Raw genomic sequence first — 25550 nt, forward strand, 5'->3', positions numbered from 1 at the left:
TTAGCAGCGGACTTCGGCGTTGCCCCGGGTGTAGTAGAACCAGGTCAGGACGATGCACAGCAGGTAGAACACGATGAAACCGTACAGCGCCCACTCCGGCCCACCGGTAAGGTCGAACGCGCTGCCGAATGACTTGGGAATGAAGAACCCGCCATAGGCGGCCACCGCCGAGATGAAGCCCACGGCGGCGGCGGACTCCTTCTCGCTGGTCAGCGCCTGTTGCTCGGCCGGCAGGTTGGGGAACAGGCGCGGTGTCTGGATGCGGAAGATCGCCGGGATCATCTGCGTGGTGCTGGCGTTGCCGACACCGGAGAACAAGAACAGCAGCAGGAACATCGCCAGGAAGCCCCAGAAGCTGCCGGTCGCGATGAAGAACAGCACCCCGGCCACGCAGGCGGCCATCGCCACGTATACCCACAGGCTGATGCGCCCACCGCCGAAACGGTCGGCCAGGCCACCCGAGAAGGCGCGGGAGAGGGCTCCGATCAGCGGGCCGAGGAAGGCGAACTTGAGGATGTCGACGTCCGGAAACAGGTGCCCGGCCAGCAGCGGGAAGCCTGCCGAGAAGCCGATGAAGCTGCCGAAGGTGCCGGTATAGAGCACGCTCATCAGCCAGGTATGCTTGCGCTTGAAGATCGCCATCTGGTCGCTGAACGACGACTTGGCGCTGGCGATGTCGTTCATGCCGAACCAGGCCGCCACGGCAGCGGCGATGATGAACGGCACCCAGATGAAACCGGCGTTCTGCAGCCACAGCGGCGTGCCTTGTGCGGTGCTCTGCGGCTCGCCCCCGAGGCTGCCGAACACGCCGGCAGTGATCACCAGCGGTACCAGGAATTGCATCACGCTGACGCCCAGGTTACCCAGGCCGGCATTCAGCCCCATGGCGCCGCCCTTGGCCTGCTTGGGGAAGAAGAACGAGATGTTGGCCATGCTAGACGAGAAGTTGCCGCCGCCCAGGCCGCACAGCAGCGCCAGGATCAGCATCACCAGGTAGGGCGTTTGCGGGTTCTGCACGGCAAAGCCGATCCACAGCGCCGGTAGCAGCAGCGAGGCCGTGGACAGCGCGGTCCAGCGTCGGCCACCGAAGATCGGCACCATGAAGCTGTAGAAAATCCGCAGTGTGGCGCCTGACAGGCCGGGCAGGGCGGCCAGCCAGAACAGCTGGTTGGCGCTGTAGTCGAAGCCGGCCAGCGGCAGCTTGGCCACCACCACCGACCAGACCATCCAGATGGCAAAGCCCAGCAACAGGTTGGGGATCGAGATCCACAGGTTGCGGGTGGCGATGCGTTTGCCGGTGGCCTCCCAGAATGTCGGGTCTTCCGGGTGCCACTCGCGCAGCACGAAGCTGCTGGGGGTGGACAGCTCCGGCAGGTCGTGGCTCTCGCGGCTCTGCGCCCATTCCACGCGTTCGGCCATGCGGATCGCGTAATGCATCCAGGCCAGCGCACCTGCTGCAATCAGGAACAACAGCATGAAGCAGCTCTGCCAGATGCCGATCACGTCGTTGAGCATGCCGAAAGTGAGTGGCAGCAGGAAACCGCCGAGCCCGCCCATCATCCCCACCAGGCCGCCGACCACGCCGACGTGCTGTGGGTAGTAGGTGGGGATGTGCTTGAACACTGCCGCCTTGCCCAAGGACATGAAGAAGCCGAGCACGACGATGATGGCGGTGAAACCGAGCAGGCCCAGGCTCATTGAAAAGTCGATTTCGCCGCGCACGCCGGTGATGCTGTAGCGGGTGGGTGGGTAGCTGAGCAGGAAGGTACACAGCACCGAAACCGCCAGGGTCCAGTACATCACCTTGCGCGCGCCGTGGCGGTCCGACAGCCAGCCGCCGAGGATGCGGAACAACGAGGCCGGCACGGTGTACAGCGCGGCGACCACGCCGGCGGCGGCCAGGCCCAGGCCATACACCTGCATCAGGTAGTGCGGCAGCCACAGGGCCAGGGCGACGAAGCCGCCGAAGACGAAGAAGTAGTACAGCGAGAAACGCCACACCCGCAGTTCGGCCAGGGGGGCCAGCTGTTCGCGCAATGGCACTGGATGAGCGAGGCGCGTTTCGCTCTGTGGGTCATTCTTTGCCAGCAGGATGAACAGCACGCCCATGATCGCCAGTACGCTGGCGTACACCAGTGCCGCACCACGCCAGCCCAGGGCCAGCAACAGCAAGGGAGCGGCCAGGTTGGTCACCCCGGCGCCGACGTTGCCGGCACCGAATATGCCCAACGCCGTGCCTTGCCGGGCAGGTTCGAACCAGGTGGCGGTGTAGGCGGTGCCGACGATGAAACCGCCACCGGCAAGGCCCACGCCCAGCGCGGCGAGCAGCAACAACGCAAAGCTGTTGGCGAAGGTCAGCAGGTAGACGCACAGCGCCGACACCAGCATCAGCAGGCCGAACACCCAACGGCCGCCATAGCGGTCGGTCCACAGGCCGAGGAATATGCGCGAAATGGAGCCTGTCAGCACCGGCGTGGCCATCAGCAGGCCGAGTTGGGTATCGGAGAGGGCGAATTCGTCCTTGATCTGCAGGCCGAGGATGGAGAACAGCGTCCACACCGCGAAGCACAGGGTGAAGGCCAGGGTAGACAGACCGAGGGCGCGATACTGGTCGGAGGCTGAAACATGCGTGGCCATGCAAGCACTTCCCTGTGGGATGCCAGAGCGACGGATGTGCATCAGCCGAGAGCGTACCGGGGCCAGGGTGTTCATACGCCCTGAATCATGCCCTGCAAACGCCACTCGCCAGCTGGATCACGGTTGGTGTTGCGCTTTCTCGTTATAGGTGTACGGGTAGCTGCCGGGTACAGGCTAGATGGCGTTTGTCTAGAGTGCCAGTTTGCTGTGCCGTGGCAGGTTGTCGTGGGGGGACTTTGAGGGAAGGGCGGCAGTTGGAAAGCTGGCAGTTTTGATAGCTGCAGGGGTTGGAAAGGTGTTTGCGCGGCAAGGTGCCAGCCGGTGGATTTTTAGCGCCTGTGAGACCGAGCGCCGCCCGCGCGGCGCTCGGTTTCACAGGCGTTGAAGATCTGACGGCGAACAGTCAGAAACTGTACTTGGCCGTCAACATCAGATTACGCGGCGCCCCCCAGGTATCGCCGGCATAGTCCACCGAACTGGCAATGGCCGAGTAGTACTTGCGGTCGAACACGTTGTTGGCATTGAGCTGCAGGTCGAGGTTCTGGTTGACCCGGTAGCCGGCCATCAGGTCGGTGACCGCGTAGGAGCCTTGAACCAGCCGGTACTCGCTGCCGTCGGCCACGGTGAAGTCGTTGTAGATGCGGCTCTGCCAGGAAATGTTGCCACCCACGCGCAGCTTCTCCAGCGGGCCCTGGAAGTGGTAGACCGTGTTCAGCTTGAACATGTGCTCCGGGGTGTCGGTGTCGAAACGCTGGTTGATGTTGGCGGGGTTGGCGGCGTCCTTGATGGTGTGCGCCCGCGCATAGGTGTAGCCCGCGCCGACCTGCCAGTTCGGTGTCAGAGCACCTTGCAGCTCCATGTCGATACCCTGGCTGCGCACCTCGCCCGAGGCCTCGTAGCAGGAGGTTTGCGGGCAGTCCGCGACGAACACCTGGGTGGCACGGTTTTCCTGGTCGATGCGGAACAGCGCGATGCTGGCGTTGAGCGCGCCGCCGAAGTATTCGCCCTTGATACCGACCTCGTAGTTTTTGCCAACGATCGGTTTCACCGGAGTACCGGACGTGTCCTTGGAACTTTGCGGGGTGAAGATGTCGCTGTAGCTCACGTACACCGAGTGATGGTCGTCGAGGTCGTAGATCAGGCCTGCATACTTGGTGACGTTGCGGGTGACCTTGTAGTCGCCGTCGCCATCGCGGTTGTCGTAGTCGTACCAGTCCAGGCGCCCGCCGAGGATCAGCTTGAGCGGGTCGGCCAGGTTCAGGCGAGTGGTCATGTAAACGCCATCCTGGGTGGTGACTTCACGCTGGTTGCCGGTGTGCACGAAGTCCGGCTTGCCGCCGTTGAGTGGCCAGTTGGTGTCGTACGGGCTGTAGTTGCGCGTGTCCATGTCGTAAATGCGCTTGCTCGCGCCCACCACCAGCTCGTGGCTGCGCCCGAACAGCTCGAACGGGCCGCTGACGAAGCCGTCAAGCCCGGCCTGGTTTTCCTGATGTTTCGACTGGTACACCGTGCGTGACAACGGCGCCTGCAAGCCAGCCCAGCGTGACTGATAGGAACCGGTGAACGTGGCTTGCTGTTGTGCGTAGTTGGCGTTGAGCTGCAGTTTCCAATCGTTGGCCAGGCGATGGCGCAGCTCGGCGAACACGGTATCGATCTCCTGGTCCTTGTTCTCCCAGTCGGTGCCCGGGTTATAGGAGCGCGAGAAGCCCATGTGATGGCCATCGAGGGCAGTGGGCATGGCGCCCCAGAAGTAGTTGGTCTTGTCCTTCTGGTGGGAGAAACCGAGCATCAGGCTGGTGTCATCGGACAGGTCCGCCTCGGTCACCGCATAGAACAGGCCGTGGTCTTCCTCGACGTCATCGATGTAGCTGTTGGCATCACGATAGGACGCCACCACACGCCCACGCAAGGTGCCGCTGTCATTGAGCGGGCTGGACGCATCGACCTCGCCGCGGTAGTCGTCCCAGCTGCCAGCGGCGCCGGTCAGGGTGACCTTCTGTTCGGCCAGCGGGCGCTTGCGCACCAGGTTGATCGCGGCCGACGGATTGCCGGCACCGGTGACCAGGCCGGTGGCGCCGCGCACCACCTCGACCCGGTCGAACATCGCCAGGTTCGGCTGGGCACCGACCACCCAGCCGGTGTAGCCGCTGGGGATGCCGTCGTACATCAGGTTGTCGATGTCGAACCCGCGTGCCGAGTAGCTTTGCCGGCCCGGGCCGTTGGAGTAGTCGAGGAACAGGCCAGGCGTGGCCTTGACCACGTCGTTGATGCTGGTCATGGCCTGGTCGTCCATGCGTTGGCGGGTGATTACGGTCACCGCCTGGGGCGTTTCACGCATGCTCAGCGGCAGCTTGGTGGCAGTGGACATGGAACCGGTGGTGTAAGAGCCCGAGCCCTCGGTGGTGCTGCCCAGCGCGTCGGAGCTGATTTCAGTGGCGCCCAGTTCCAGTGTGGTTGGGGCGTCTTCAGCCAGTGCGGGAGTGGCGATTGCCATGTAGACGGCCATGGCGAGCAGGTTACGAGCGGCGAGGGGGCGCGTGTGCGCGAGAGGCGACAACATGTAGGGTGGGCTCCTGACAACTGCTAATGTAAGTGTATATGAGAACGATTAGCAGTAAGTTTGTCAGGATGTGTCGCACCTTGGGAAGGTGGTATACCGAATCCATTACAAAATTTTCACAAATTACCCGGAGCGGGTGATCTTCTTGCCGCGCTGGCTGGCCACTTCCGGCGCCTGCCCGTCGCGCTGCTTGCCTTGCCGCGCCAGGCCTTCCAGTTGCGGAATCAGCATGCCCTCCGGCAAGTGCCGCCAGAAGCGCCCCGGCATGTGCAGGCGCAGGGCGTCGGGGTTGAGCCGGGCCGGGTTGAAGGTGTGCCGGTAATAGGTACGCCACAGCTCGGCACCGGGGTCGTCGGCATTGTGTGCCCATTGCCGCCAATCGTCCGGGCAATGGCGGTGATATTCGAATGCCTGGCCGTCGAAGCGAATGCCATCCTTCGGCGTTGCGATGAGCCAGCGCTGGCGCCCCAGCCGGTCGGCGAAGTGCGCGCTGGCGCTTTCCAGGATGTCGTGAGCAGGATCGTGATAGGCCACCAGGTCCAGCTGCAACTGTTCGGCCAGCGCCTCTGGCAGCGGCACGAAGCGCACGAACGCATGCAGGTGGTGCGCTTCACGGCTGACTTGCTTGATGCGCCGCTGCAATTCACTGCCCAGCCGGTCACCGGCCAGCATGGCGGTGCGGTCGCCGTGGGCCACCCGCCAGAGCACTTCATACAGCAGGTTCCAGCGTTGCTCGCCGCGGTAGCGGGCCGCCTGCTCCAGTTGCGTCAGCAACGCGGCAGGCACCTTGGCGCGAAACGGGCCAGGGCCTTCGGGCAAAGGTGTGGGCATGGCCAGCAGGTCCTGGATCGGGCCTTGCGCCCAGGTCACGTCGGCGGGGTCGATACCGTGACCGAGCAGGGTTCGGGCCTGGTTGCGCCAGGTGCCGAACTGGTCATCGCAATCGAGCGCAATCACCCCCACAACCCCATCTGCTGCGGCGCCTGAGGTTCGCGCAGGCGTGCCCTGAGCAAGCCACTGCGCAGCTCGCCATCGGCGGGGCGGTAATCGCTGGTGACGATGAACGGCCGCGCTTTTTCCAGCACGCAGCGCAGCTGGATCAGGTCGTCGTAGCGCACCCGCCGCTCGCGGCGCAGGGCCACCAGCCGTTGCACGCTGCGCAGGCCAATGCCGGGAATGCGCGCCAGCAGCGCCGGCTCGGCGCGGTTCACATCCAGCGGAAACACCTCGCGGTTGGCCAGCGCCCAGGCCAGCTTCGGGTCGATGTCCAGTGCCAGGTTGCCGGCGTCGCCGAGCAGTTCACCGGCCTTGTAGCCATAGCCACGCAGCAGGAAGTCGGCCTGGTACAGGCGGTGTTCGCGCAGCAGCGGCGGGGCGGCCAGCGGCACGCTGCCAGGGCTGTCGGGTATCGGGCTGAAGGCCGAGTAGTACACGCGCTTGAGCCCATAGCCCTGATACAGCGACTCGGCATTGCGCAGCAGGGTGCTGTCGTCGGTGGCATCGGCGCCGACGATCACCTGGGTGCTCTGCCCGGCCGGGGTGAAGCGCGGTGCTTTCGGTTCACCGGCCACGGCCTGCTGGCCCTGATGGATCACGCCCATGGCCTGGCGGATGGTATGCGCCTGCTTTTCCGGGGCCAGGCGCTTGAGGCTGGCATCGGTGGGCAACTCGATGTTGACGCTGAGGCGGTCGGCCAGGCGCCCGGCTTCTTCGATCAGCAGCGGGTCGGCGTCGGGGATGGTCTTGAGGTGGATGTAGCCACGGAAGTTGTGTTCTTCACGCAGCAGGCGCGCCACTCGGATCAGCTGCTCCATGGTGTAGTCGGCCGAGCGGATGATCCCGGAGCTGAGGAACAGGCCGCTGATGCAGTTGCGCCGGTAGAAGTCCAGGGTCAGGCGCACCACTTCCTCGGGGCTGAAGCGGGCGCGCGGCACGTTGCTGGAACGGCGGTTGACACAGTACTGGCAGTCATACAAACAGAAGTTGGTCAGCAACACCTTGAGCAGCGACACGCAGCGGCCATCGGGGGTGTAGCTGTGGCAGATACCCATGCCATCGGTTGCGCCCAGGCCATCGCTGCCACGCGAGCTGCGTTTCGGCGCGCCGCTGCTGGCGCATGAGGCATCGTACTTGGCGGCATCGGCGAGAATGCCGAGTTTGGCGATGAGCTGCATGGGGATGTCTCGCGATACTGAATATTCATACAGTATTTAGAGACTTCCCCAATTGCAAGTGCTAAGGGCTGAGAGGTGCAGGTCTCAGGACCAGACGAAGTGATAGACCCGCGCCGGTGCTGAGGGCTGGCACTGGCCGTTGTCGGCATCGGCACCGACCACGTACCACTCGGCACGCGAGGTATCGCCCAGCCGGTGGGCCTTGTCGGCGTTGAAGCAACGGCCCAGCTCCGTTTCCGGGATCAGGGCGAAGGCCGAAGGGTTTCGGCGTAGCCAATACACGGCCGTTTCCGGCTTGGACTGGTTGGCGAAACCGAAGTGGACGATGGGTTGACGAGCAAACAGCCAGTGCCCTTCACGCCAGTTGACCAGCACCAGTTCGGCGCCACCGGTGGCGCGTGCGGCGTCGACCATCAAGGTTTCGTGCGGGTTGCGGCCTTCCTTGAGCGGCTCGACGAAGCCGCGGGCGAACCACAGGCAGAACCAGGCTACGGCAATGCCGGTGAACACCTTGTGCCAGCCGGGGCGGCGCTGCAGCCAGCGCTTGAGCATCCACGGCACCAGCGGGGCGATGGCCAGCACCAGCCCCGGCAGGGCCGGGAAGATATAGATTTTGCGCTTGCCGCTGCTCAGGCTGAAGAACAGCAGCACCAGGGCCACCCAGCCGAGCAGCAGCAGGAAGCGCCCATCGCGTTTGTGCAACTGCCGGCGCCAGGCCGGGACCAGCCACGGCAAGGCCAGGATCAGGGGCAGCCAGTACTGCGGGATGACCTTGACGAAGAAGTACCAGAAGGGCTCGCGATGGTCCCAGGCATTGGCATAGCGGTTGGCGGTCTGGCGCAGCAGGATTTCCTTCAGGTAGGCCAGTTCCGCCGCGCCGCCGCCGTGGGCGATCGAGACCAGCAGCGGCAGCAGCCATACCGCGCAGCCTGTCAGCAGCCAGACGAAACCCAGGCTCCAGCGCCCACCCTGGCCGGGGTAGGCCACCACGCCGCGCCAGCCCTTGCGCACCGCCCAGGCATAAGGCAGCAGCATCAGCGCCGGGACAAACCCCACGCCCTTGCTGATGATGCCCAGGCCCATGGCCGCGCAGGCCAGGTAGAACCAGCCCCAGGCAGGCCCGAGCAGCAGGTGGCGGACCATGCCGTAGAGCCCCAGCGCTACCCACAGGCACAGGTAGCTGTCGATCTGCCCGGTGCGCAGGATGCTGTAGCTCTGGTAGGTCGCCAGGAACAGCAGTGCGGCAATCACACCGATGCGCGGGGTCCACAGGCGTCGCCCCAGGTCATGCAGCACCAGGGTAATGGTCGCCGCAGACATCAGCCCTGGCAGGTACAGGGCGACCTTGGGCGAGCCGGTCAGGTAGCTGAACAGGGCCACGGTCCACATGAACAACGGTGGCTTGTCGCCGTAGATTTCTGCAGCGCGGTGGGGGATGAACCAGTTGCCGCTCTGGAGCATTTCCAGGGCAACGCCGAGGAAGCGCTCCTCATCGACGTTCATCGGCTGGCGCCAGCCGATACCGGCACCGACCAGCAGCACAGCGAGTACAACCAGGGCCAGGCGTTCGGCCCCGAGCGTCTTGAACCTGGGCAAGGGCTATTCCTTCTGCTCTTTGTGGCGGGCAAGCAATTGCAGGTTGCGCAGGTAGACCACCAGGCCGAACGACTGGCCGATGATGAACACCGGGTCTTCGCGGTAGATGGCGTAGATCAGCAGCAGGGCGCTGCCGAGCATGCTCAGGTACCAGAAGCCCACCGGGATCACGCTGCGCTTCTTGAATTCGCTGTACAGCCACTGCAGGACGAAGCGGCCGGTGAACACGACCTGACCGGCGAAGCCGACAATCAGCCAGAGGGTTTCGCGGGTCATCCTTCGAGCTCCTGGGGTTGGCTGTCGAGGCGCGTGCGGCGGATCAGCCACCAGACCCCGACCAGGTCGAGAATGCCGACCAGGGCGCGGTCCAGGTTGCCGTACTTGGAGACCCCGGCATGGCGCGGGCGGTGGTTCACCGGGTGCACCAGCATGCGGCCCTTGTGGCGCAGGATCAGCGCCGGGATATAGCGGTGCATGTGGTCGAAATAGGGCAAGCGCAAGAAGGCGTCGCGGTCGATCAGCTTCAGGCCGCAGCCGGTATCTGGCGTGGCGTCCTTGAGCAGGCGGCTGCGCAGGCCGTTGGCAAAGCGCGAGGCCCAGCGCTTGCTGGCGGTATCGCGACGGTTGACGCGGTGGCCGGCGACCAGCTTGATGCCGCCGCCGAGGTCTTGGTTGCCGCGTACCAGGGCGAGCATGCCGGGGATGTCGGCCGGGTCGTTTTGCCCGTCGCCGTCGAGGGTGGCCAGCCAGCGGCCGCGGGCAGCCTGGGCGGCATGCCAGATCGAGGTGCTCTGGCCCAGCGAGCGGTCGTGGCGCAGGATGCGCAGCTGGGTGAAGCCCTGCTGCTTGAGCTGGCGCAGCCTGTTGAGTGTCTGGTCGGTGCTGCCGTCGTCAACCACCAGCACTTCGTAGTTTTCATTGGCCAGTGCCGTGCGGATTTCCGCCAGCAATGCCGGCAGATTATCGACCTCATTCTTGGCGGGGATCAGTAGCGAGAGGTCAAGTGGATCAGTCATTGAGGCTACCTATGTTCTTGTAATGATTGCGTGGTCAAACCCGGTAGAAGTCCCGGTACCAGCCAACGAAAGCGGCGACGCCGTGCTCCAGCGGAGTGCTCGGCGAAAAATCGATCCAGCGCGTCAGTGAGTCCACATCCGCCCAGGTTTCCAGCACGTCACCCGCCTGCAAGGGCAGGTACTCGCGCCGGGCCTTGATGCCCAGCGTGTTCTCCAGGCACTCGACGAACGCCAGCAGGCGCACGGGCTGGCCACGGCCGATGTTGAACAGCTGGCAGGGCGGTTGCCCGGCTTCAGGCCGTGGCGGCTTCTGGCGCAGGCGCAGGATGCTTTCGACGATGTCGTCGATGTAGGTGAAGTCGCGTGCCATCTGGCCGTGGTTGTAGATTTCGATCGGCTGGCCGTCGAGCATCGCCCGGGTAAACTTGAACAGCGCCATGTCGGGGCGGCCCCACGGGCCGTAGACGGTGAAGAAGCGCAGGCCGGTGATCGGCAGCTGGTACAGGTGCGCGTAGCTGTGGGCCATCAGCTCATTGGCGCGCTTGCTCGCGGCATACAGCGAAATCGGCTGCTCGACCGGGTCATCGATGCTGAACGGCTGTTTAGTATTGGCGCCGTACACCGAACTGCTGGAGGCATAGATCAGGTGACGCGGCGGGTGCTGGCGGCAGGCTTCGAGGAGGTTGAGAAAACCGGTCAGGTTGGACTGCCCATAGACCGCCGGGTTGTCCAGCGAGTAGCGCACACCGGCCTGCGCCGCCAGGTGGATCACTTCGCTGAACGGCTGCCCGGCGAACAGTTGCTGCAGGTCGGCGGCGTTGGCGATGTCGACCGTCTGGAAGTGGAAATTGGGGTAGGCGAGCAACTGTTGCAGGCGCGCCAGTTTGAGCTCGACGCTGTAGTAGGCGTTGAGGTTGTCGATGCCCACCACTTCGATGCCCGCCTCGCACAGGCGGCGGGCCAGGTGGAAACCGATGAATCCGGCCGCGCCGGTGATCAGTACGGGCATGATGGTTTCACCTGGCCACGGCCAATGCCGTAGTACGTGAGACCGGCGGCGGCCATGTGCTCGGGTTCGAACAGGTTGCGGCCGTCGAAAACCACACGGTCAGCCAGTTGCTGCGGGACCTTGTCCAGGTTCAGCACGCGGTAGTCCTGCCACTCGGTGACGATCACCAGGGCATCGGCACCTTCCAGCGCATCGTCCTTGCACGGTACCAGCGTCAGGTCGGGGCGAGTGCCGTAGTGCCGATGGATCTCCTGCATGGCTTGCGGGTCATGGGCCTGGACGCTGGCGCCGGCGGCCCACAGTGCTTCGAGCAGCACCAGGCTGGAGGCTTCGCGGATGTCATCGGTGTTGGCTTTGAACGACAGCCCCCACACGGCGAAGACCTTGCCGTGCAGGCCGCCGGGGTAGTGGCGCTGGATCTTGCTGAACAGCCGGCTCTTCTGCCGCTGGTTGACCGCTTCCACCGCGCCCAGCAGCAGCGGGTCGAGGCCTTCGGTCTCGGCTGTCCTGCGCAGCGCCTGCAGGTCCTTGGGGAAGCACGAGCCGCCGAAGCCGCAGCCGGGGTAGATGAAGTCGTAACCGATGCGCGGGTCCGAGCCGATGCCGCGGCGGACCATTTCGATGTCGGCACCCAGGTGCTCGGCCAGGTTGGCCATTTCGTTGATGAAGGAAATCTTGGTCGCCAGCATGCAGTTGGCGGCGTACTTGGTCAGCTCGGCGCTGCGCGCGTCCATGACCATGACTTTTTCGTGGTTGCGGCTGAATGGCTGGTACAGCTCGCGCAGCAACTCGACCTCGGCCGATGCGGCGCCGCCGATGATGATGCGGTCCGGGCGCATGCAGTCTTCCACTGCCGAGCCTTCCTTGAGGAATTCGGGGTTGCTGATCACCTGGTAGCGGTCAGCGTCGGCGACCGCCTGGCTGATCCGCGCCTTGATACGGTCTACCGTGCCGACCGGCGAGGTGGACTTGTTGACGATGACCTTGGGGCCATCGGCATGTTCGAGGATGCTGTCGACCACACTGAACACATAGCGCATGTCGGCGCTGCCATCGGCTTGTGGCGGGGTGCCTACAGCGATGAACTGCAACCTGGCGTACTGCGCAGCCTCTGCGGCGTCGGTGGTGAAACGCAGGCGGCCGCAGCCCAGGTTCTTCTCCAGCAGGGGTGCAAGGCCTGGCTCGAAGATCGGGCAATGCCCTTCGCTGAGGGCCGCGACCCTCTCGGCGTTGATATCCATGCACAACACCGAATGTCCCACCTGGGCCAGGCAGACTGCCTGGGTCAGGCCGACATAGCCGGTACCGAAAACCGTGACCTTCATTTGACAGCTCCTGGATTAGAAAGCTGAAAAAAAATGTCACAGTGTTGTTTAGAAATTGTTACCTGCCAGTGGCATCGCCCCAAGCAAACAATCCCGACTGTTCGAGCTACGCTGCGCCTGCCTCGACTAGACTTGAATGGCCCGTGGCCGATCAAGGCAGCGGGCTCACATCATTCAATCGACCACCGCCTGCCTGGAGCGGACGTTCTCGTTGGCGATGGCCTTCTTTGCAGAGGAGGGCAGGTCATGGATGAGGCAAGGCTTCAAGCGTTCATGGGCAAGCTGGTCGGTGACATGGGCGCTGCGGCGACCCTGGCCAATGTGATCCTCGGCGATGAACTTGGGCTGTACCGGGCCATGGCCGACAGCCAGCCGACCAGCCCCGAGGCGCTGGCGGCAAAGACCGGTTGCCACCCCCGGCTGGTGCGCGAATGGCTCAACGCCCAGGCGGCCTCCGGCTACATGGTGCATGACAAGGGCATGTTCGTTCTGCCTGAAGAGCAGGCCCTGGCCCTGGCTCTGGAAGATTCGCCGGCCTACATGGCGGGCGGCGCGGCGGTCATCGCGGCGCTGTTCCATGACAAGGACAAGCTGGTGGCCGCCATGCGTGGCGACGGCGGGTTGGCCTGGGGTGACCACCACCCGTGCATGTTCAGTGGCACCGAACGCTTCTTCAGGCCCGGTTATCGCACCTTTCTTGTGGCGGACTGGTTGCCGGCGCTTGAAGGCGTGGTGGCCAAGCTGCAGGCCGGGGCCAAGGTGGCGGATGTCGGTTGTGGCCATGGTGCTTCAACCCTGGTCCTGGCGCAGGCGTTTCCGGCTTCTACCTTCACGGGCTATGACTATCACGCACCCTCCATCGCTACGGCCAGCGAGCGTGCGCGCGAGGCCGGGCTGGCGGGGCGTGTGAGCTTCCAGCAGGCATCGGCCAAGGACTATCCGGGGCATGACCACGACCTGGTGTGCTTCTTCGATTGCCTGCATGACATGGGCGACCCCGTGGGCGCGGCCAAGCATGCCTATCGGGCGCTGAAGGCGGATGGCACGGTGATGCTGGTGGAGCCCTACGCCGAAGACTCGCTGGAGGGCAACCTGACGCCTGTCGGGCGGTTGTTCTATGCGGCGTCGACGTTCATCTGCACGCCCAATTCGCTGTCCCAGGAAGTGGGGCTGGGGTTGGGTGCGCAGGCCGGGGAGGCACGGTTGCGGGCGGTGTTCGAGGAGGCGGGGTTCACACGGTTCCGGCGGGCTACGCAGACACCGTTCAACTTGATCCTGGAGGCCAGGAAGTAGGTGTAATCCCGTGCCGGCCTCTTCGCGGGACAAGCCCGCTCCTACACGAAACCTGTAGGAGCGGGCTTGTCCCGCGAAGAGGCCGGGCCTGCAAAATGCAGAAGGGGCGCCTGATTGGCGCCCCTTCTGGCTTACGGCTTAGGCTTCAGCGTCCCAAGGACGATCGCCATTTTCATCTTTCACGCGGGTCGGCAGGCCCATCACGTCCAGCGCCTTGAGGAACGGCTCGGCTGGCAGCTCCTCGACGTTGACCATGCGCTTGGCATCCCACTCGCCACGGGCGACCAGCAGGGCCGCAGCCACTGGCGGTACACCGGCGGTGTAGGAGATACCCTGGCTGTCGGTCTCGGCGTAGGCTTCTTCGTGGTCGGCCACGTTGTAGATGAATACTTCACGCGGCTGGCCGTTCTTGGTGCCCTTGACCAGGTCACCGATGCAGGTCTTGCCGGTATAGCCTGGGGCCAGCGAGGCCGGGTCAGGCAACACGGCCTTGACCACTTTCAGCGGTACCACTTCCAGACCTTCGGCGGTCTTCACCGGTTGCTCGGAGAGCAGGCCGAGATTCTTCAGCACGGTGAACACATTGATGTAGTGCTCGCCGAAGCTCATCCAGAAACGCACGTTCGGCACATTGAGGTTCTTCGAGATCGAATGAACTTCGTCGTGGCCAGTCAGGTACAGGTTCTGCGAACCTACCACCGGCAGGTCGTCGGTACGCTTGACTTCGAACATGGTGTTGCTGGTCCACTGGCTGTTCTGCCAGCTCCACACTTGCCCGGTAAACTCGCGGAAGTTGATTTCCGGGTCGAAGTTGGTGGCAAAGTATTTGCCGTGCGAACCGGCATTGACATCGAGAATGTCGATCGAATCAATGCTGTCGAAGTATTGCTGCTGCGCAAGTTTTGCGTAGCTGTTCACCACACCTGGGTCGAAACCGACGCCGAGAATGGCGGTAATGTTCTTTTGTTGGCACTCTTCGAGGTGTTTCCACTCGTAGTTGCCGTACCACGGCGGGGTCTCGCAGATTTTGCCCGGCTCTTCGTGGATGGCGGTGTCCAGGTAGGCGACACCGGTATCGATGCAGGCACGCAGCACCGACATGTTGAGGAAGGCGGAACCGACGTTGATCACGATCTGCGATTCGGTCTCGCGGATCAGTGCCTTGGTCGCCTCGACATCGAGGGCGTTGAGCGAGAAGGCCTGGATGTCGGCGGGTACCTTGAGGCTACCCTTGGCCTTGACGCTGTCGATGATGGCCTGGCATTTGGAGATGTTCCGTGACGCGATAGCGATACGACCCAGTTCGTCGTTATGCTGCGCGCACTTGTGGGCCACCACCTTGGCGACACCTCCTGCACCAATGATAAGAACGTTCTTCTTCAATTTACCTTTTGCTCCTTACTTGGAAAGCCGGTCTTACGACAGGCTGGAAACGTAGTCTTCAAAGCCGAAATCGCGGACCACCTCGACGCTGCCGTCGAGCTGCTTGACCACGATCGATGGCATCTTCAGACCGTTGAACCAGTTTTTCTTGACCATGGTGTAACCGGCGGTGTCGATGAACGACAGGCGGTCGCCAATGGCCAGCGGACGATCGAATTGGTACTCGCCGAAGATGTCACCGGCCAGGCACGACTTGCCGCAGACCATGTAGGTGTGCTCGCCGTCGTTGGGGGCCATCTTGGCGTTGAGGCGATAGATCAGCAGGTCGAGCAGGTGCGCTTCGATCGAGCTGTCGACCACGGCCAGGTTTTTGCCGTTGTACAGGGTGTCGAGTACGGTCACTTCCAGCGAGGCGCTGTTGGTGATGGCGGCTTCGCCCGGCTCCAGGTAGACCTGCACGCCATACTTCTCGGAGAAGGCTTTCAGGCGCGCGCAGAAGGCGTCCAGCGCATAGCCTTCGCCGGTGAAGTGGATGCCGCCACCGAGGCTGACCCACTCGACCTTGTGCAGCAGGTGGCCGAAGCGTTCTTCGATGTGCGACAGCATCTTGTCGAACAGGCCGAAGTCACCGTTCTCGCAGTTGTTGTGGAACATGAAGCCGGAGATCTGTTCGATCACCTGTTCGATCTTCGCCGGGTCCCATTCGCCGAGGCGGCTGAACGGGCGGGCCGGGTCGGCCAGCAGGTAGTCGGAGCTGCTCACCTGCGGGTTGACGCGCAGGCCGCGAACCTTGCCTTCGGACTGTTCGGCGAAGCGCTGCAGCTGGCCGATCGAGTTGAAGATGATCTTGTCGCAGTTCTCGAGCATTTCCTCGATCTCGTCATCGGCCCAGGCCACGCTGTAGGCGTGGGTTTCGCCAGCGAACTTCTGGCGGCCGAGCTTGAGCTCGAACAGCGAGGACGAGGTGGTGCCATCCATGTACTGCTGCATCAGGTCGAACACCGACCAGGTGGCGAAGCACTTGAGGGCGAGCAGCGCCTTGGCACCGGAGTTTTCACGCACGTAGGCGATCTTCTCCATGTTGCTCAGGAGCTTGGTTTTGTCGATGAGGTAGTACGGCGTCTTGATCATTTAAAGGCCCCCGGCCAGGCCGGCCAAAAAAAAGACCCGCATTGTGCCTTCACTTGCCGCAGATCGAAAGGGCGGATGGTGTATTTCGTCTGCGTGGGGACAGTAATACAGGGGGAAATGAACATCCTGATGACAGGCTGACCAATAGTGGGTGTTCGTCATGGCGTTTTTGGCGCCTGTGAGATCGAGCGCCGCCCGCGCGGCGCATCGCGAGCTGCGCTCGCTCCTACGTTTGTTTCGGGCCAGTAACGCCTGTGGCAGGCGCGCGCGACCGCCTTGTTCGTACGACGCGGTCTCGTGCCATGCGCCAAGGCGTCCGCGCGCAAATCCCCCAGGAATGATTGGCCCGAAACAAACGTAGGAGCGAGCGCAGCTCGCGATGCGCCGCGCGGGCGGCGCTCGATCTCACAGGCGCCAAAAATGCCGGGTCGAACTCAATCGACCTGTTCCAACCACGCCCGAATCTGCTCCAGGGTCGCTGTAGCCCCGCCACACACCACCACCAGCACGTGCCGATACCCGGCCAGCGCACCCTCAGCATAAGCCACTGCCAACGCCGCCCCACACGCAGGCTCCACCAGCACCCGATGGTCCAGCAGGAACCGCTCGCAGGCCTCCAGTGCCGCCCGGTCACTGACCAGGTGGCTGTGCACGGGATGTTGCCGGGTACAGGCAATAGCCTGTTCGGCCACGCGCTTGGCGCCCAGCGAACTGGCCACCGAGGCAATGCGTGGCAGTTCCACCGTGTGCCCGGCCTGCATGGCCGCATGCAGCGAAGCGGCGCCAGTGGTTTCCACCGCCAGCACCGGCACATCGCCCCAGCCATGGCGCTGCAAGCCTTCGACCACACCGCTGAGCAGGCCGCCGCCGCCCACCGACAGCACCACCGCATCCGGTTTGAACCCGGTTGCCGCCACTTCGTCGACCAGGCTGGCATGCCCGGCCCACAGCAGCGGGTCGTCGAACGGGTGGATGAAGGCATCGCCGGCACCGACCAGGGTCAGTGCCAGCTCGTTGGCCTCTTGCCACGAGCTGCCATGCACCACCACCTTGGCGTCTTCCAGGCCCAGCAGCTGCCTGGCCCGCTCGGTGGTGGTCTCCGGCACCACCACGGTCACCGGCACCCCCAGCTTGCGTCCGGCATAAGCCACGGCCAGCCCGGCATTGCCGCCCGACGAAGAGACAAAATGGCGCGCGCCACGAGCGTGGTGCACCTCGCAGGCATGGCCGACCCCGCGCAGCTTGAACGAGCCGCAGGGCTGCAGGGCGTCGAGCTTTAGCCAGACCGAACGGCCAGCGGCCAGCGACAGCGGGCGGGATTCGATGAGGGGCGTCTGGATATGGAGGGACATGAAAGCCTTCTGATTGCGCAATACAAAGGAAGGATGTCATACCAGCTGGCCCCAACGCCGGCAAGTCGGCGTCGGGGCCAGTGTGATCAGCCCAGGGCTGGCGTGCGCGGTGGAATCATCCGCCGCGAGCCGGTCGCCTCGAAGGCCGCAGCAAAGCTCAGCAGCGCATTGTCGCTATAAGCCTTGCCGGCAAAGGTCAGCCCCACCGGCATGCCGATATCGGCCATCACGCCCATCGGCACGGTCACGGTCGGCACGCCCAGGTGGCGGATGGCCAGGTTGCCGTTGGCCACCCAGATGCCGTTGCTCCAGGCGATGTCGGCCGAGGCCGGGTTGACATCGGCATCGGCCGGGCCCACATCGGCCACGGTCGGGAACAGCACGGCGTCCAGGCCCTGCGCGTCCATCCAGTCCTCGAGGTCCATCTTGCGGGTCTTTTCCAGCCCGCGCAGGCCATCGGGCAGGGTCTCGATCTGGTCCCAGGTCTTCAGGCCGCGCTTGGCCATGTTGACGTATTCGTCCATGCCGGCGGCCAGGTCGTCCTCACGATTGGGCAGGGTGCCCGGGTCGTGCGGGAAGATCTGCGGGCCGTCGACATCGGCCAGGCGATTGAGCTTGGGGTCATCGTTGGCGCGCAGGAAGTCGTCGAAGCCCCAGCCCGACAGTTCCCACAGTTCGTCATGCAGGAATTCCTTGCTGACGATGCCGCGATTGTAGACGGTCGGCGCGCCCGGGCGGTCGCCTTCGCAATTGGACACCAGCGGGAAGTCGACTTCCAGTACTTCGGCACCGGCCGCCTCCAGGGCCTGGCGAGCCTGTTGCCAGAGGGCGATGACGCTGTCGCGGGTGATGACGCGCTGGCCGGTCGGGCCGCCGATGCCTGGCTTCTCGGAGGTGCCGGCTTCGGCGTCGGCATTGATGTACATGCGCGGTACGCCAAAACGCTTGCCCTTGAGCGAGCTGGCGTCGACGGCCAGGTCCAGGTAGGAAGCAGGGCGCACGGAGGAGGCGGCCGGGATCGGCACCCACGGCTGCAGGCGCCACAGGTCGCCGCGCTTGTCGGCATCGTCGGCAACCACCACGTCGAGGATTTCCAGCAGGTCGGCCATGGTCCGGGCGTACGGCACCACCACGTCCATGGTCGGGGTCAGTGGCCAGTTGCCACGTACCGAGATCACGCCGCGCGAGGGGGTGTAGGCGCACAGGCCGTTGTTCGAGGCCGGGCCGCGGCCACTCGACCAGGTTTCCTCGGCCAGGCCGAAGGCGCTGAAGCTGGCGGCGGTAGCGGTACCGGCGCCGTTCGACGAGCCAGAGGCAAACGGAGCGGTCAGGTACTTCGCGTTGTACGGGCTTTCGGCGCGGCCGTAGACGCCACGCTGCATGCCGCCATTGGCCATCGGCGGCATGTTGGTCTTGCCCAGGCACACGGCACCGGCGGCGCGCAGGCGCTCGATGGTGAAGGCGTCGCGCTGGGCGACCAGGTCCTTGAACGCCGGGCTGCCGGAGGCGGCAGTCAGGCCTTTGACCAGGTAGCTGTCCTTGGCGGTGTAGGGGATGCCGTCCAGCGGGCTCAGGGCCTGGCCCTTGGCGCGGCGGGCGTCGGAGGCCTCGGCTTCCTTGAGCGCTTCAGGGTTGCGTACGACCACGGCGTTCAGCGCGGTGGCGGTGTCGGCTCCATCGTAGGCGTCGATGCGCGCCAGGTAGGCCTTGACCAGCTCGACCGCCGTCGTGCGGCCCGTTTCGAGTGCGTCGCGCAGCTCGGCAATGGAAACCTCGGTTACCTCGATCATGCTTTCACCAAAATTTGTGCAGGTTGGGGCTAGTGCGAGGAGTGTACAAGAAGGGATCAGGGCTGGGAGGTTTGCGCGGGAGAAATGGTTTTTTGCAACGGGGCATTGTCGGGGCCGCAGAGCGGCCCCGTCAGTCTCAATCCAGGTCGGCCGCCGCGTGCCGTTCGGCCACCTGGCTGGCTTCATCGCCCCAGGTGCGGTTGACCCGGGTGCCACGCTGCACGGCCGGGCGCTGGGCAATGGCCTCGGCCCAGCGCTGCACATGCGGGTACTCGTCCACCGCCAGGAACTCGGCCGCGCCATATAGGTTGCCGCGCACCAGTTGGCCGTACCAGGGCCACACGGCGATATCGGCGATGCTGTATTCGTCGCCACCCAGATAGCGGCTGACCGCCAGGCGGCGCTCCAGCACATCGAGCTGGCGCTTGGCTTCCATGGTGAAGCGGTTGATGGCGTACTCGAACTTTTCCGGCGCATACACATAGAAGTGACCGAAACCGCCGCCCAGGTAAGGCGCGGCGCCCATCTGCCAGAACAGCCAGTTGAGTGTCTCGGTGCGTGCGGACGGGGTTTTCGGCAGGAACGCGCCGAATTTTTCCGCCAGGTGCAGCAGGATCGAACCGGACTCGAACACCCGCACCGGCGGCTCGACGCTGCGGTCGAGCAGGGCGGGGATCTTCGAGTTGGGGTTGACCTCGACGAAGCCGCTGGAGAACTGGTCGCCGTCACCGATGTGGATCAGCCAGGCATCGTATTCGGCGCCGCTGTGGCCCAGGGCGAGCAGTTCTTCGAGGAGGATGGTGACCTTGACGCCGTTGGGGGTGGCCAGGGAGTACAGCTGCAGCGGGTGCTTGCCGACGGGCAGGTCCTTGTCATGGGTTGGCCCGGCGATCGGCCGGTTGATGCTGGCGAACTGGCCGCCGGACGCGGCATCGTTGCGCCAGACCTTGGGCGGGATGTAAGGGTGCTTGCTCATGCAGGGTTCTCCTGAGAAGGCGCGAAGGCAGTCAGCCAAAGACGTTGACCTGCATCTATGCCATGGGTTCGGAGAAAAGCGCAAATGCATCGGGCGCAAGCGTGGGCTGCATGGCGTAGCGGTGAGAGTGCATTCGCGGGGCAGGCCCGCGAATGCGCTGGGTCAGGCCACGGGAATGGTCGGGTCCGCCGCCGCCAGGGCAGCCGTACGGTCCGCCGTCGGTGGATAGATCCAGATCGAGTTGATCTGCGATTTCAGCAGCTTGGCCTCGGCCTTGTCGGTCGGTGGCGACACGGTGCGCTCCCAGCCCTCGGTGTACACCGCGCCCCAGGCGCCAAGGTCGAGGCAGGTCACGTACTTGGGCTGGCTGTAGGTCATCGGCGCCACACCGATCAGTTCGGCCGCTGCGTTGTTGCCGGCATAGCGCCCCAGCGGAATGGCATGCTGGCAAGACATCACGGCGAAGTTGCCCTGGTTGTCGCAGGCGGCATAGGCTACGTCCCCGGCCGCGTAGACCGCGTCATTGCCCACGACCTTGAGGTTGCCGTCGACATGCAGGCGGCCTTGGCGGTCGCGCTCGCCGCTGATCTGTTCGGTCAGCGGGTTGGCCTTGAAGCCCACGGTCCATATGACGGTGGCGGCGTCGATGCGCTGGCCGTTGTCCAGCAGCACCCCGTCGCGGTCCACCGAGGCGACAGTGGCGCCGCAGATCCACTCGATGCCCAGTGCCTCGGAGGCCTGTTCGATGGCCGGGCGGATGCCGTCTCCCAGCGCGGCGCCGATCTTCGCCCCGCGGTCGACCACAACCACGCGCAGCCTGGCGTCCTCACCGAGAATCGCGCGCAGGCGCGTCGGCAGTTCCGTGGCGGTCTCGATACCGGTAAAGCCGCCGCCGGCCACCACCACGGTGTTGCGTGCCGGGCTATCGGGCCAGTCGACCAGGGCTTTGAGGTGGGCTTCGAGGCGCGCGGCGCTATCGATCTTGTCGACATCGAAGACGTGTTCGATACCCACCATGTCCGGGCGATTGAGCACGCTGCCGCAGGCCATGATCAGGCGGTCATAGGGCAGGTTGCATTCGGTGCCGGATGACGTGCGGTAGCGTACGTGATGGTCGGTTTCATCGACATGGAAGGCCGTGCCGTGGACGAAGCGCACGTTCACTGCATCGAACAGCTCCTGCAACGGTGCAGCCATGGTGTGCACTTCAGGCTCGTAGAAGCGCGGGCGCACATGCAGTTCGGCCTGGGGGGCGAGCAGTGTCACCTGGACATCCTTACGGCCGTGCAGGTCCAGCTGACGGATGGCGCTCAGGGCGCTCCACAGGCCTGCGAAGCCGGCGCCAATGATCAGGATGTTTTTCATCGTTATGCTCCTGGGTTGTCCCATGGGGAAAGACCGCTAGACAAGGTAGACCGTAATTGCGGTCAACGATGTTACGAGCGACCAGGTGCCGCACCCTAGGCCAGAGAACCCTGAATTTCGGCCAAGGGTACCGTGCGGGCGAAGCGCGCCCGATAGTCGCGAGGGGTAACCGCCAGATGGCGCTGGAACGCCAGGCGCATGCGCTCTTCGCTGCCGAAGCCGCACTGGCGGGCAACATGCTCGATGTGGCCGTCACTGTTCTCCAGCAGGCGCCGCGCCGCTTCGAGGCGGAACACCTCGATAGCCTTGGCCGGGGTGCGGCCGGTTTTCTGTTTGTACACCCGAGTGAAGTTGCGCAGGCTCATGTGCGCCTGTTCGGCAAGGTGTTCGACGCTGAGCCGTGGGTCGTGCAGGTGCTGGTTGAGCCATAGGTGCAGCGCCTCGAACGCGCCCGTGTCCTGGCCCTGGGACTTGAGCAGTTCGCTGAACTGGGCCTGGCCACCGGGGCGCTTGAGGAACACCACCAGCTCGCGCGCCACCTGCATCGCCACGTCGCGGCCGCAGTCCAGTTCGACCAGGGCCAGGGCCATGTCGATACCCGCGCTCACGCCGGCAGAGGTCCAGACGCTGCCCTGCTGGACGAAGATCGACTCATGGTCCACCTCCACGGCCGGGAAGTCGCGGCGCAATACCTCGCACATGGCCCAGTGGGTGGCGGCGCGCCGGCCATCGAGCAGGCCGGCGCTGGCCAGCAGGAAGGTCCCGCTGCAGACCGAAGCGGTGCGCCTGGCGTGGTGGCTGGCACGGCGCAACCAGGTGATCAGCGGGCCGTGATCGGGGAGGCTGCGGATGATGTCGGGGGCGCCGGGCACGATCAGCGTGTCGACGGTTTGCGTCATGACATCGTCCAGCCGCTCGCTGGCTACCACCAGGCCTTCGGCCGTTTGCTGCAGGCCGCCTTCAAGGCTGGCGGTGTGCAGCCGGTAGCCTGGCAGGCCGCGCTCGGCCATGGCCTTGGTCGCGGCCCAGAACACGGTCTGCGCACCGCTGAGGTCGAGCAGGCCCATCTGCGGATAGGCGACGAAGACCAAGACCCTTGGGTGGTCGACGGGGAGCAGCGGTGGGTCGAGTTGCTGGTTGGGCTCGGTCATTGTATAGGGCGTCGCCTGATGGTGATGGCGTCCTTGGATTCAGAAAGTAGGCGGGGTGATCACCCAGATGATCACGGCATCTACCTCGCCAGGGTTGCCATAGCGGTGCGGCTCCTGGCTGGAGAAGCTGAAGCTGTCGCCTTCGCCCAGCAGGAAGTGGCGCTCGCCGACCCACACCTCGAAACTGCCCGAGAGCACGTAACCCGCTTCGTCGCCTTCATGGCTGTAGCTTTGCTGGCTGTAGGTGCCTGGGGGAAAGCGCGAGTGCAGCATCTCCAGCTGGCGGTTGGGCTGCGGGGTGAGCAGCTGGTCGACGATGCCGTCCTCGTAATGCACGCTCAGCCGGCTGTTGCGCCGCACCACGTAACCCTGGTCTTCGGGGGCGGTGGTGGCTTCGCTGGCGAAGAACCACTGGATGGTCACGCCGAGGCTGCGGGCAATGTTGAACAGTGCCGGGATCGACGGGTACGACAGGTTGCGCTCCAGCTGGCTGATGTAGCCGGCGGTCAGCTCGCTGTGCGCCGCCAGCTCCGCCAGGGTCATGCCGCGGCGCTTGCGCAGGCCGCGGATGCGGCCACCGAGGAACTGCGGCGCGCTGCCGCCGTCTTCGGCGGCGGGCGGGAACTGGGGTTGCTGGCTCATGCGCTTCGGTCCATCGGGAAAGCCGCAGTATGGACAGGCTCAGAGCGCCCAGGCAACTGTCAGGCCTTCATGGATCGCTTCCTCGACCGTGCGTGGGGCCAGGCAGTCGCCGATGCGTCGCACCTCCACCAGGCCTGCCAGTTCTGCGGCCAGGGTGTCCTGAGGTTGGTGGCCAAGGCACAGCACCAGGGTGTCGATACCTTCGAAGATCATCGGCTCGCCGCTGGCGGTGTGCTGCAGGTAGACGGTGTTGTCGTCGCAGCCGTACAGGCGGGCGTAAGGCGTGATCGGGATGCCCAGGCGGTGCAGCTCGCCAGCCAGCTGATCGCGAACATACAGCGGCAGGGTTTCGCCACAGTGGGTGCCGTTTACCGCCAGTTGCACCTGGTGGCCGTCGCGGACCAGGCGCTCGGCGATGCCGGGGCCGATCCAGTCGCAGCGCCAGTCGATCACCAGTACCGAGCGGCCGAGGGTGACGTCATTGCGCAGGACCTGCCAGGCATCCACCACCTGCAGCTCGCCGCTGCGTTCGAACGTTGGCCAGTAGGGCGTGGCGCCGGTGGCGGCAATCACCAGGTCGGGGCGTTCGCGTTCGACCAGGGCGCGATCCACTCGCGTATTACGTACTACGAGTACGCCGGCCAGTTCCATTTCCCGCTGCAGGTTGGTGCTGGCACCGCCGAATTCGGCGCGCCGGGGCAGCAGTTGCGCGAGCTGTATCTGGCCGCCGAGTTGTGTACTGGCTTCGTACAAGGTGACGTCATGCCCCCGGGCAGCGGCAACAGCTGCGGCCTTCATGCCGGCGGGGCCACCCCCGCCACCAGAATGCGTTTGCGCGCCGTAGCGGGGGCCGGGGTTTCGTACTGCAGCTCGCGGCCGGTTTCCGGGTGCTGGATACAGGAGATCGGCAGCCCCCGGTGGAAATGGCCGATGCACGCCTGGTTGCAGGCAATGCAGGCGCGCACATCCTCGACCTGGCCGCGTTCGGTCTTGGCCGGCATCTGCGGGTCGCAGATCAGTGCGCGGGTCATGCCGCAGACGTCGGCCTGGCCACGGGCCAGGATCAGTTCGGCTTCCTGCGGTTGGTTGATGCGCCCGGTGACGAACAGCGGGATGTCCAGGTGCTGCTTGAAGGTGCCGGCCTCGCGCGCCAGATAGGCCGGGGCGATGGCCATGGGCGGCACGATATGCACGGCGCCACCCAGCGACGCCGAGGTGCCGGCGACGATGTGCAGGTAGTCGACCTGGTCTTGCAGGGCCTGGGCGGCGGCGAGCGATTCGTCTTCGCTCAGGCCCTCACTGTCGCGCTCATCGGCGCTGATGCGCAGGCCGACGATGAACTGCTCGTCGGTGGCCGCCCTGACCGCTGCCAGCACCTCACGCAGGAAGCGCAGGCGCTGTTCGAGGTCGCCGTTGTAGCCGTCGGTGCGCTGGTTGACCCGCGGGTTGAGGAACTGCGCCGGCAGGTAGCCATGGCTGGCCACCACCTCGACACCGTCCAGACCGGCCTGGTGCAGGCGTCGGGCGGCGCTGGCGTAGCCCTGGACGATCTCGTCGATCATTGCCTGCTCCAGCGCCCGTGGCATGACCCGGAAGCGCTCGTTGGGCACCGACGAGGCCGAGTAGGCCACCGCCAGCAGGCCGTCCGCCGACTCCATGATCTCCCGTCCCGGGTGAAACAGTTGCGACAGCACCACCGTGCCGTGGGCATGGCAGGCCTCGGCCAGGCGCCGGTAGCCGTCGATGCAGGCGTCGTCGGTGGCCATCAGCACGTGCGAGGTGTAGCGGGCACTGTCATGCACCCCGGCCACCTGCAGTACGATCAGGCCGACACCGCCGGCGGCGCGGGCGCGTTGGTAGGCGATGAGCTTGTCGTTGACCAGGTTATCGGTGGGCAGGCAGGTGTCGTGGCCGGTCGACATGATGCGGTTCTTCAGGCGTTTGCCGCGGATCTGCAGGGGCTCGAACAGGTGGGCGAAGGCGGTCGTCATGCGGGCAGCTCCGGTACGGTATCGTTCTTGTTTTTCTCATGAAAGTGTAGCTTCAGTAAAAAATCAAATTGTTTTTTTACTGGCGCCCGACTAGCTTTTTCCCAGCCACGGCAGTGGCGCATGACCTCACTACAACAAGAAACGGGCCTTCGAGCTGAC

At 64.8% G+C, this 25550-nt stretch carries 18 protein-coding genes and 1 pseudogene; 1 reads left to right on the forward strand and 18 read right to left on the reverse strand.

The annotated features are described in order from the left end of the window. The 9 genes from C2H86_RS23415 to C2H86_RS23455 form a co-directional block, all read right to left on the reverse strand. Entirely contained in the window at positions 1-2712 is a 2712-nt protein-coding gene (locus tag C2H86_RS23415; protein WP_346266727.1) for a nitrate/nitrite transporter, read from the reverse strand. A gap of 328 nt (positions 2713-3040) precedes the next feature. After that, positions 3041-5143: a TonB-dependent siderophore receptor gene (locus tag C2H86_RS23420; protein WP_430738603.1), complete on the reverse strand. Its 2103-nt coding sequence runs from the start codon at positions 5141-5143 to the stop codon at positions 3041-3043. 177 nt (positions 5144-5320) lie between these two features. Further along, positions 5321-6160: a TIGR03915 family putative DNA repair protein gene (locus C2H86_RS23425; protein WP_159410058.1), complete on the reverse strand. Its 840-nt coding sequence runs from the start codon at positions 6158-6160 to the stop codon at positions 5321-5323. Further along, entirely contained in the window at positions 6151-7371 is a 1221-nt protein-coding gene (locus tag C2H86_RS23430) for a putative DNA modification/repair radical SAM protein (protein WP_159410059.1), read from the reverse strand. The genes C2H86_RS23425 and C2H86_RS23430 overlap by 10 nt, the downstream gene beginning before the upstream one ends. A gap of 84 nt (positions 7372-7455) precedes the next feature. After that, positions 7456-8967, reverse strand: a complete 1512-nt coding sequence (locus C2H86_RS23435; RefSeq protein ID WP_159410060.1) for an ArnT family glycosyltransferase — start codon at positions 8965-8967, stop codon at positions 7456-7458. A 3-nt stretch (positions 8968-8970) separates the two neighbouring features. Next, the gene (locus C2H86_RS23440) at positions 8971-9243 is read right to left on the reverse strand and encodes a lipid-A-disaccharide synthase N-terminal domain-containing protein (RefSeq protein WP_159410061.1); all 273 of its coding nucleotides are present in this window, start codon (positions 9241-9243) and stop codon (positions 8971-8973) included. Next, positions 9240-9983: a glycosyltransferase family 2 protein gene (locus C2H86_RS23445; RefSeq protein ID WP_159410062.1), complete on the reverse strand. Its 744-nt coding sequence runs from the start codon at positions 9981-9983 to the stop codon at positions 9240-9242. The genes C2H86_RS23440 and C2H86_RS23445 overlap by 4 nt, the downstream gene beginning before the upstream one ends. A 34-nt stretch (positions 9984-10017) precedes the next feature. After that, complete coding sequence (locus C2H86_RS23450) at positions 10018-10992, reverse strand: NAD-dependent epimerase (protein WP_159410063.1); 975 nt, start codon at positions 10990-10992, stop codon at positions 10018-10020. Beyond that, positions 10980-12317 carry a UDP-glucose dehydrogenase family protein gene (locus C2H86_RS23455; RefSeq protein ID WP_159410064.1) on the reverse strand — a complete coding sequence of 446 codons (1338 nt, stop codon included), beginning with the start codon at positions 12315-12317 and terminating at the stop codon, positions 10980-10982. Before C2H86_RS23455 ends, C2H86_RS23450 begins: the two co-directional genes overlap by 13 nt. 246 nt (positions 12318-12563) lie before the next feature. On the opposite strand from C2H86_RS23455, the gene C2H86_RS23460 reads away from it, so the two are divergent. Beyond that, on the forward strand, positions 12564-13610 hold the full coding sequence (locus tag C2H86_RS23460; protein ID WP_159410065.1) for a class I SAM-dependent methyltransferase: 1047 nt from the start codon (positions 12564-12566) through the stop codon (positions 13608-13610). A 138-nt stretch (positions 13611-13748) separates the two neighbouring features. On the opposite strand, the gene C2H86_RS23465 is transcribed toward C2H86_RS23460, so the two are convergent. The 9 genes and pseudogenes from C2H86_RS23465 to C2H86_RS23505 form a co-directional block, all read right to left on the reverse strand. Further along, positions 13749-14993 carry a saccharopine dehydrogenase family protein gene (locus tag C2H86_RS23465; protein WP_085676984.1) on the reverse strand — a complete coding sequence of 415 codons (1245 nt, stop codon included), beginning with the start codon at positions 14991-14993 and terminating at the stop codon, positions 13749-13751. Positions 14994-15026: 33 nt separating this feature from the next. Continuing rightward, a complete protein-coding gene (locus tag C2H86_RS23470) occupies positions 15027-16124 on the reverse strand; it encodes a carboxynorspermidine decarboxylase (protein WP_103447033.1) in 1098 nt (365 codons plus the stop codon). 434 nt (positions 16125-16558) lie between these two features. Further along, a complete protein-coding gene (locus C2H86_RS23475; protein WP_159410066.1) occupies positions 16559-17476 on the reverse strand; it encodes a pyridoxal-phosphate dependent enzyme in 918 nt (305 codons plus the stop codon). An 86-nt stretch (positions 17477-17562) separates the two neighbouring features. Beyond that, positions 17563-19266 (reverse strand): amidase, encoded by a 1704-nt coding sequence (locus tag C2H86_RS23480; RefSeq protein ID WP_159410067.1) that lies wholly within the window; start codon positions 19264-19266, stop codon positions 17563-17565. Positions 19267-19402: 136 nt separating this feature from the next. Next, positions 19403-20242, reverse strand: coding sequence for a glutathione-dependent disulfide-bond oxidoreductase (yghU, locus tag C2H86_RS23485; protein WP_159410068.1), 840 nt, complete (start codon positions 20240-20242; stop codon positions 19403-19405). Between the two features lie 162 nt (positions 20243-20404). After that, entirely contained in the window at positions 20405-21607 is a 1203-nt protein-coding gene (locus C2H86_RS23490; protein WP_159410069.1) for an NAD(P)/FAD-dependent oxidoreductase, read from the reverse strand. A 95-nt stretch (positions 21608-21702) separates the two neighbouring features. Then, positions 21703-22758, reverse strand: a complete 1056-nt coding sequence (locus tag C2H86_RS23495) for a GlxA family transcriptional regulator (RefSeq protein WP_159410070.1) — start codon at positions 22756-22758, stop codon at positions 21703-21705. Positions 22759-22797: 39 nt separating this feature from the next. Continuing rightward, on the reverse strand, positions 22798-23400 hold the full coding sequence (locus tag C2H86_RS23500; protein ID WP_054887346.1) for a helix-turn-helix domain-containing protein: 603 nt from the start codon (positions 23398-23400) through the stop codon (positions 22798-22800). A gap of 39 nt (positions 23401-23439) precedes the next feature. Continuing rightward, positions 23440-25391: pseudogene (locus C2H86_RS23505) on the reverse strand (FAD-dependent oxidoreductase). Positions 25392-25550: the final 159 nt, after the last annotated feature.

Source organism: Pseudomonas putida, assembly GCF_009883635.2.
Taxonomy (GTDB): domain Bacteria; phylum Pseudomonadota; class Gammaproteobacteria; order Pseudomonadales; family Pseudomonadaceae; genus Aquipseudomonas; species Aquipseudomonas putida_W.

What these genes read in the sequence shown, in the direction of transcription:
- C2H86_RS23415 (WP_346266727.1), bottom strand. Translation starts at nt 2,712, where the DNA reads ATGAACACCCTGGCCCCGGTACGCTCTCGGCTGATGCACATCCGTCGC.
- C2H86_RS23420 (WP_430738603.1), bottom strand. Translation starts at nt 5,143, where the DNA reads ATGGCCGTCTACATGGCAATCGCCACTCCCGCACTGGCTGAAGACGCC.
- C2H86_RS23430 (WP_159410059.1), bottom strand. Translation starts at nt 7,371, where the DNA reads ATGCAGCTCATCGCCAAACTCGGCATTCTCGCCGATGCCGCCAAGTAC.
- C2H86_RS23440 (WP_159410061.1), bottom strand. Translation starts at nt 9,243, where the DNA reads ATGACCCGCGAAACCCTCTGGCTGATTGTCGGCTTCGCCGGTCAGGTC.
- C2H86_RS23445 (WP_159410062.1), bottom strand. Translation starts at nt 9,983, where the DNA reads ATGACTGATCCACTTGACCTCTCGCTACTGATCCCCGCCAAGAATGAG.
- C2H86_RS23450 (WP_159410063.1), bottom strand. Translation starts at nt 10,992, where the DNA reads ATGCCCGTACTGATCACCGGCGCGGCCGGATTCATCGGTTTCCACCTG.
- C2H86_RS23455 (WP_159410064.1), bottom strand. Translation starts at nt 12,317, where the DNA reads ATGAAGGTCACGGTTTTCGGTACCGGCTATGTCGGCCTGACCCAGGCA.
- C2H86_RS23460 (WP_159410065.1), top strand. Translation starts at nt 12,564, where the DNA reads ATGGATGAGGCAAGGCTTCAAGCGTTCATGGGCAAGCTGGTCGGTGAC.
- C2H86_RS23470 (WP_103447033.1), bottom strand. Translation starts at nt 16,124, where the DNA reads ATGATCAAGACGCCGTACTACCTCATCGACAAAACCAAGCTCCTGAGC.
- C2H86_RS23475 (WP_159410066.1), bottom strand. Translation starts at nt 17,476, where the DNA reads ATGTCCCTCCATATCCAGACGCCCCTCATCGAATCCCGCCCGCTGTCG.
- C2H86_RS23480 (WP_159410067.1), bottom strand. Translation starts at nt 19,266, where the DNA reads ATGATCGAGGTAACCGAGGTTTCCATTGCCGAGCTGCGCGACGCACTC.
- yghU (WP_159410068.1), bottom strand. Translation starts at nt 20,242, where the DNA reads ATGAGCAAGCACCCTTACATCCCGCCCAAGGTCTGGCGCAACGATGCC.
- C2H86_RS23490 (WP_159410069.1), bottom strand. Translation starts at nt 21,607, where the DNA reads ATGAAAAACATCCTGATCATTGGCGCCGGCTTCGCAGGCCTGTGGAGC.
- C2H86_RS23495 (WP_159410070.1), bottom strand. Translation starts at nt 22,758, where the DNA reads ATGACCGAGCCCAACCAGCAACTCGACCCACCGCTGCTCCCCGTCGAC.
- C2H86_RS23500 (WP_054887346.1), bottom strand. Translation starts at nt 23,400, where the DNA reads ATGAGCCAGCAACCCCAGTTCCCGCCCGCCGCCGAAGACGGCGGCAGC.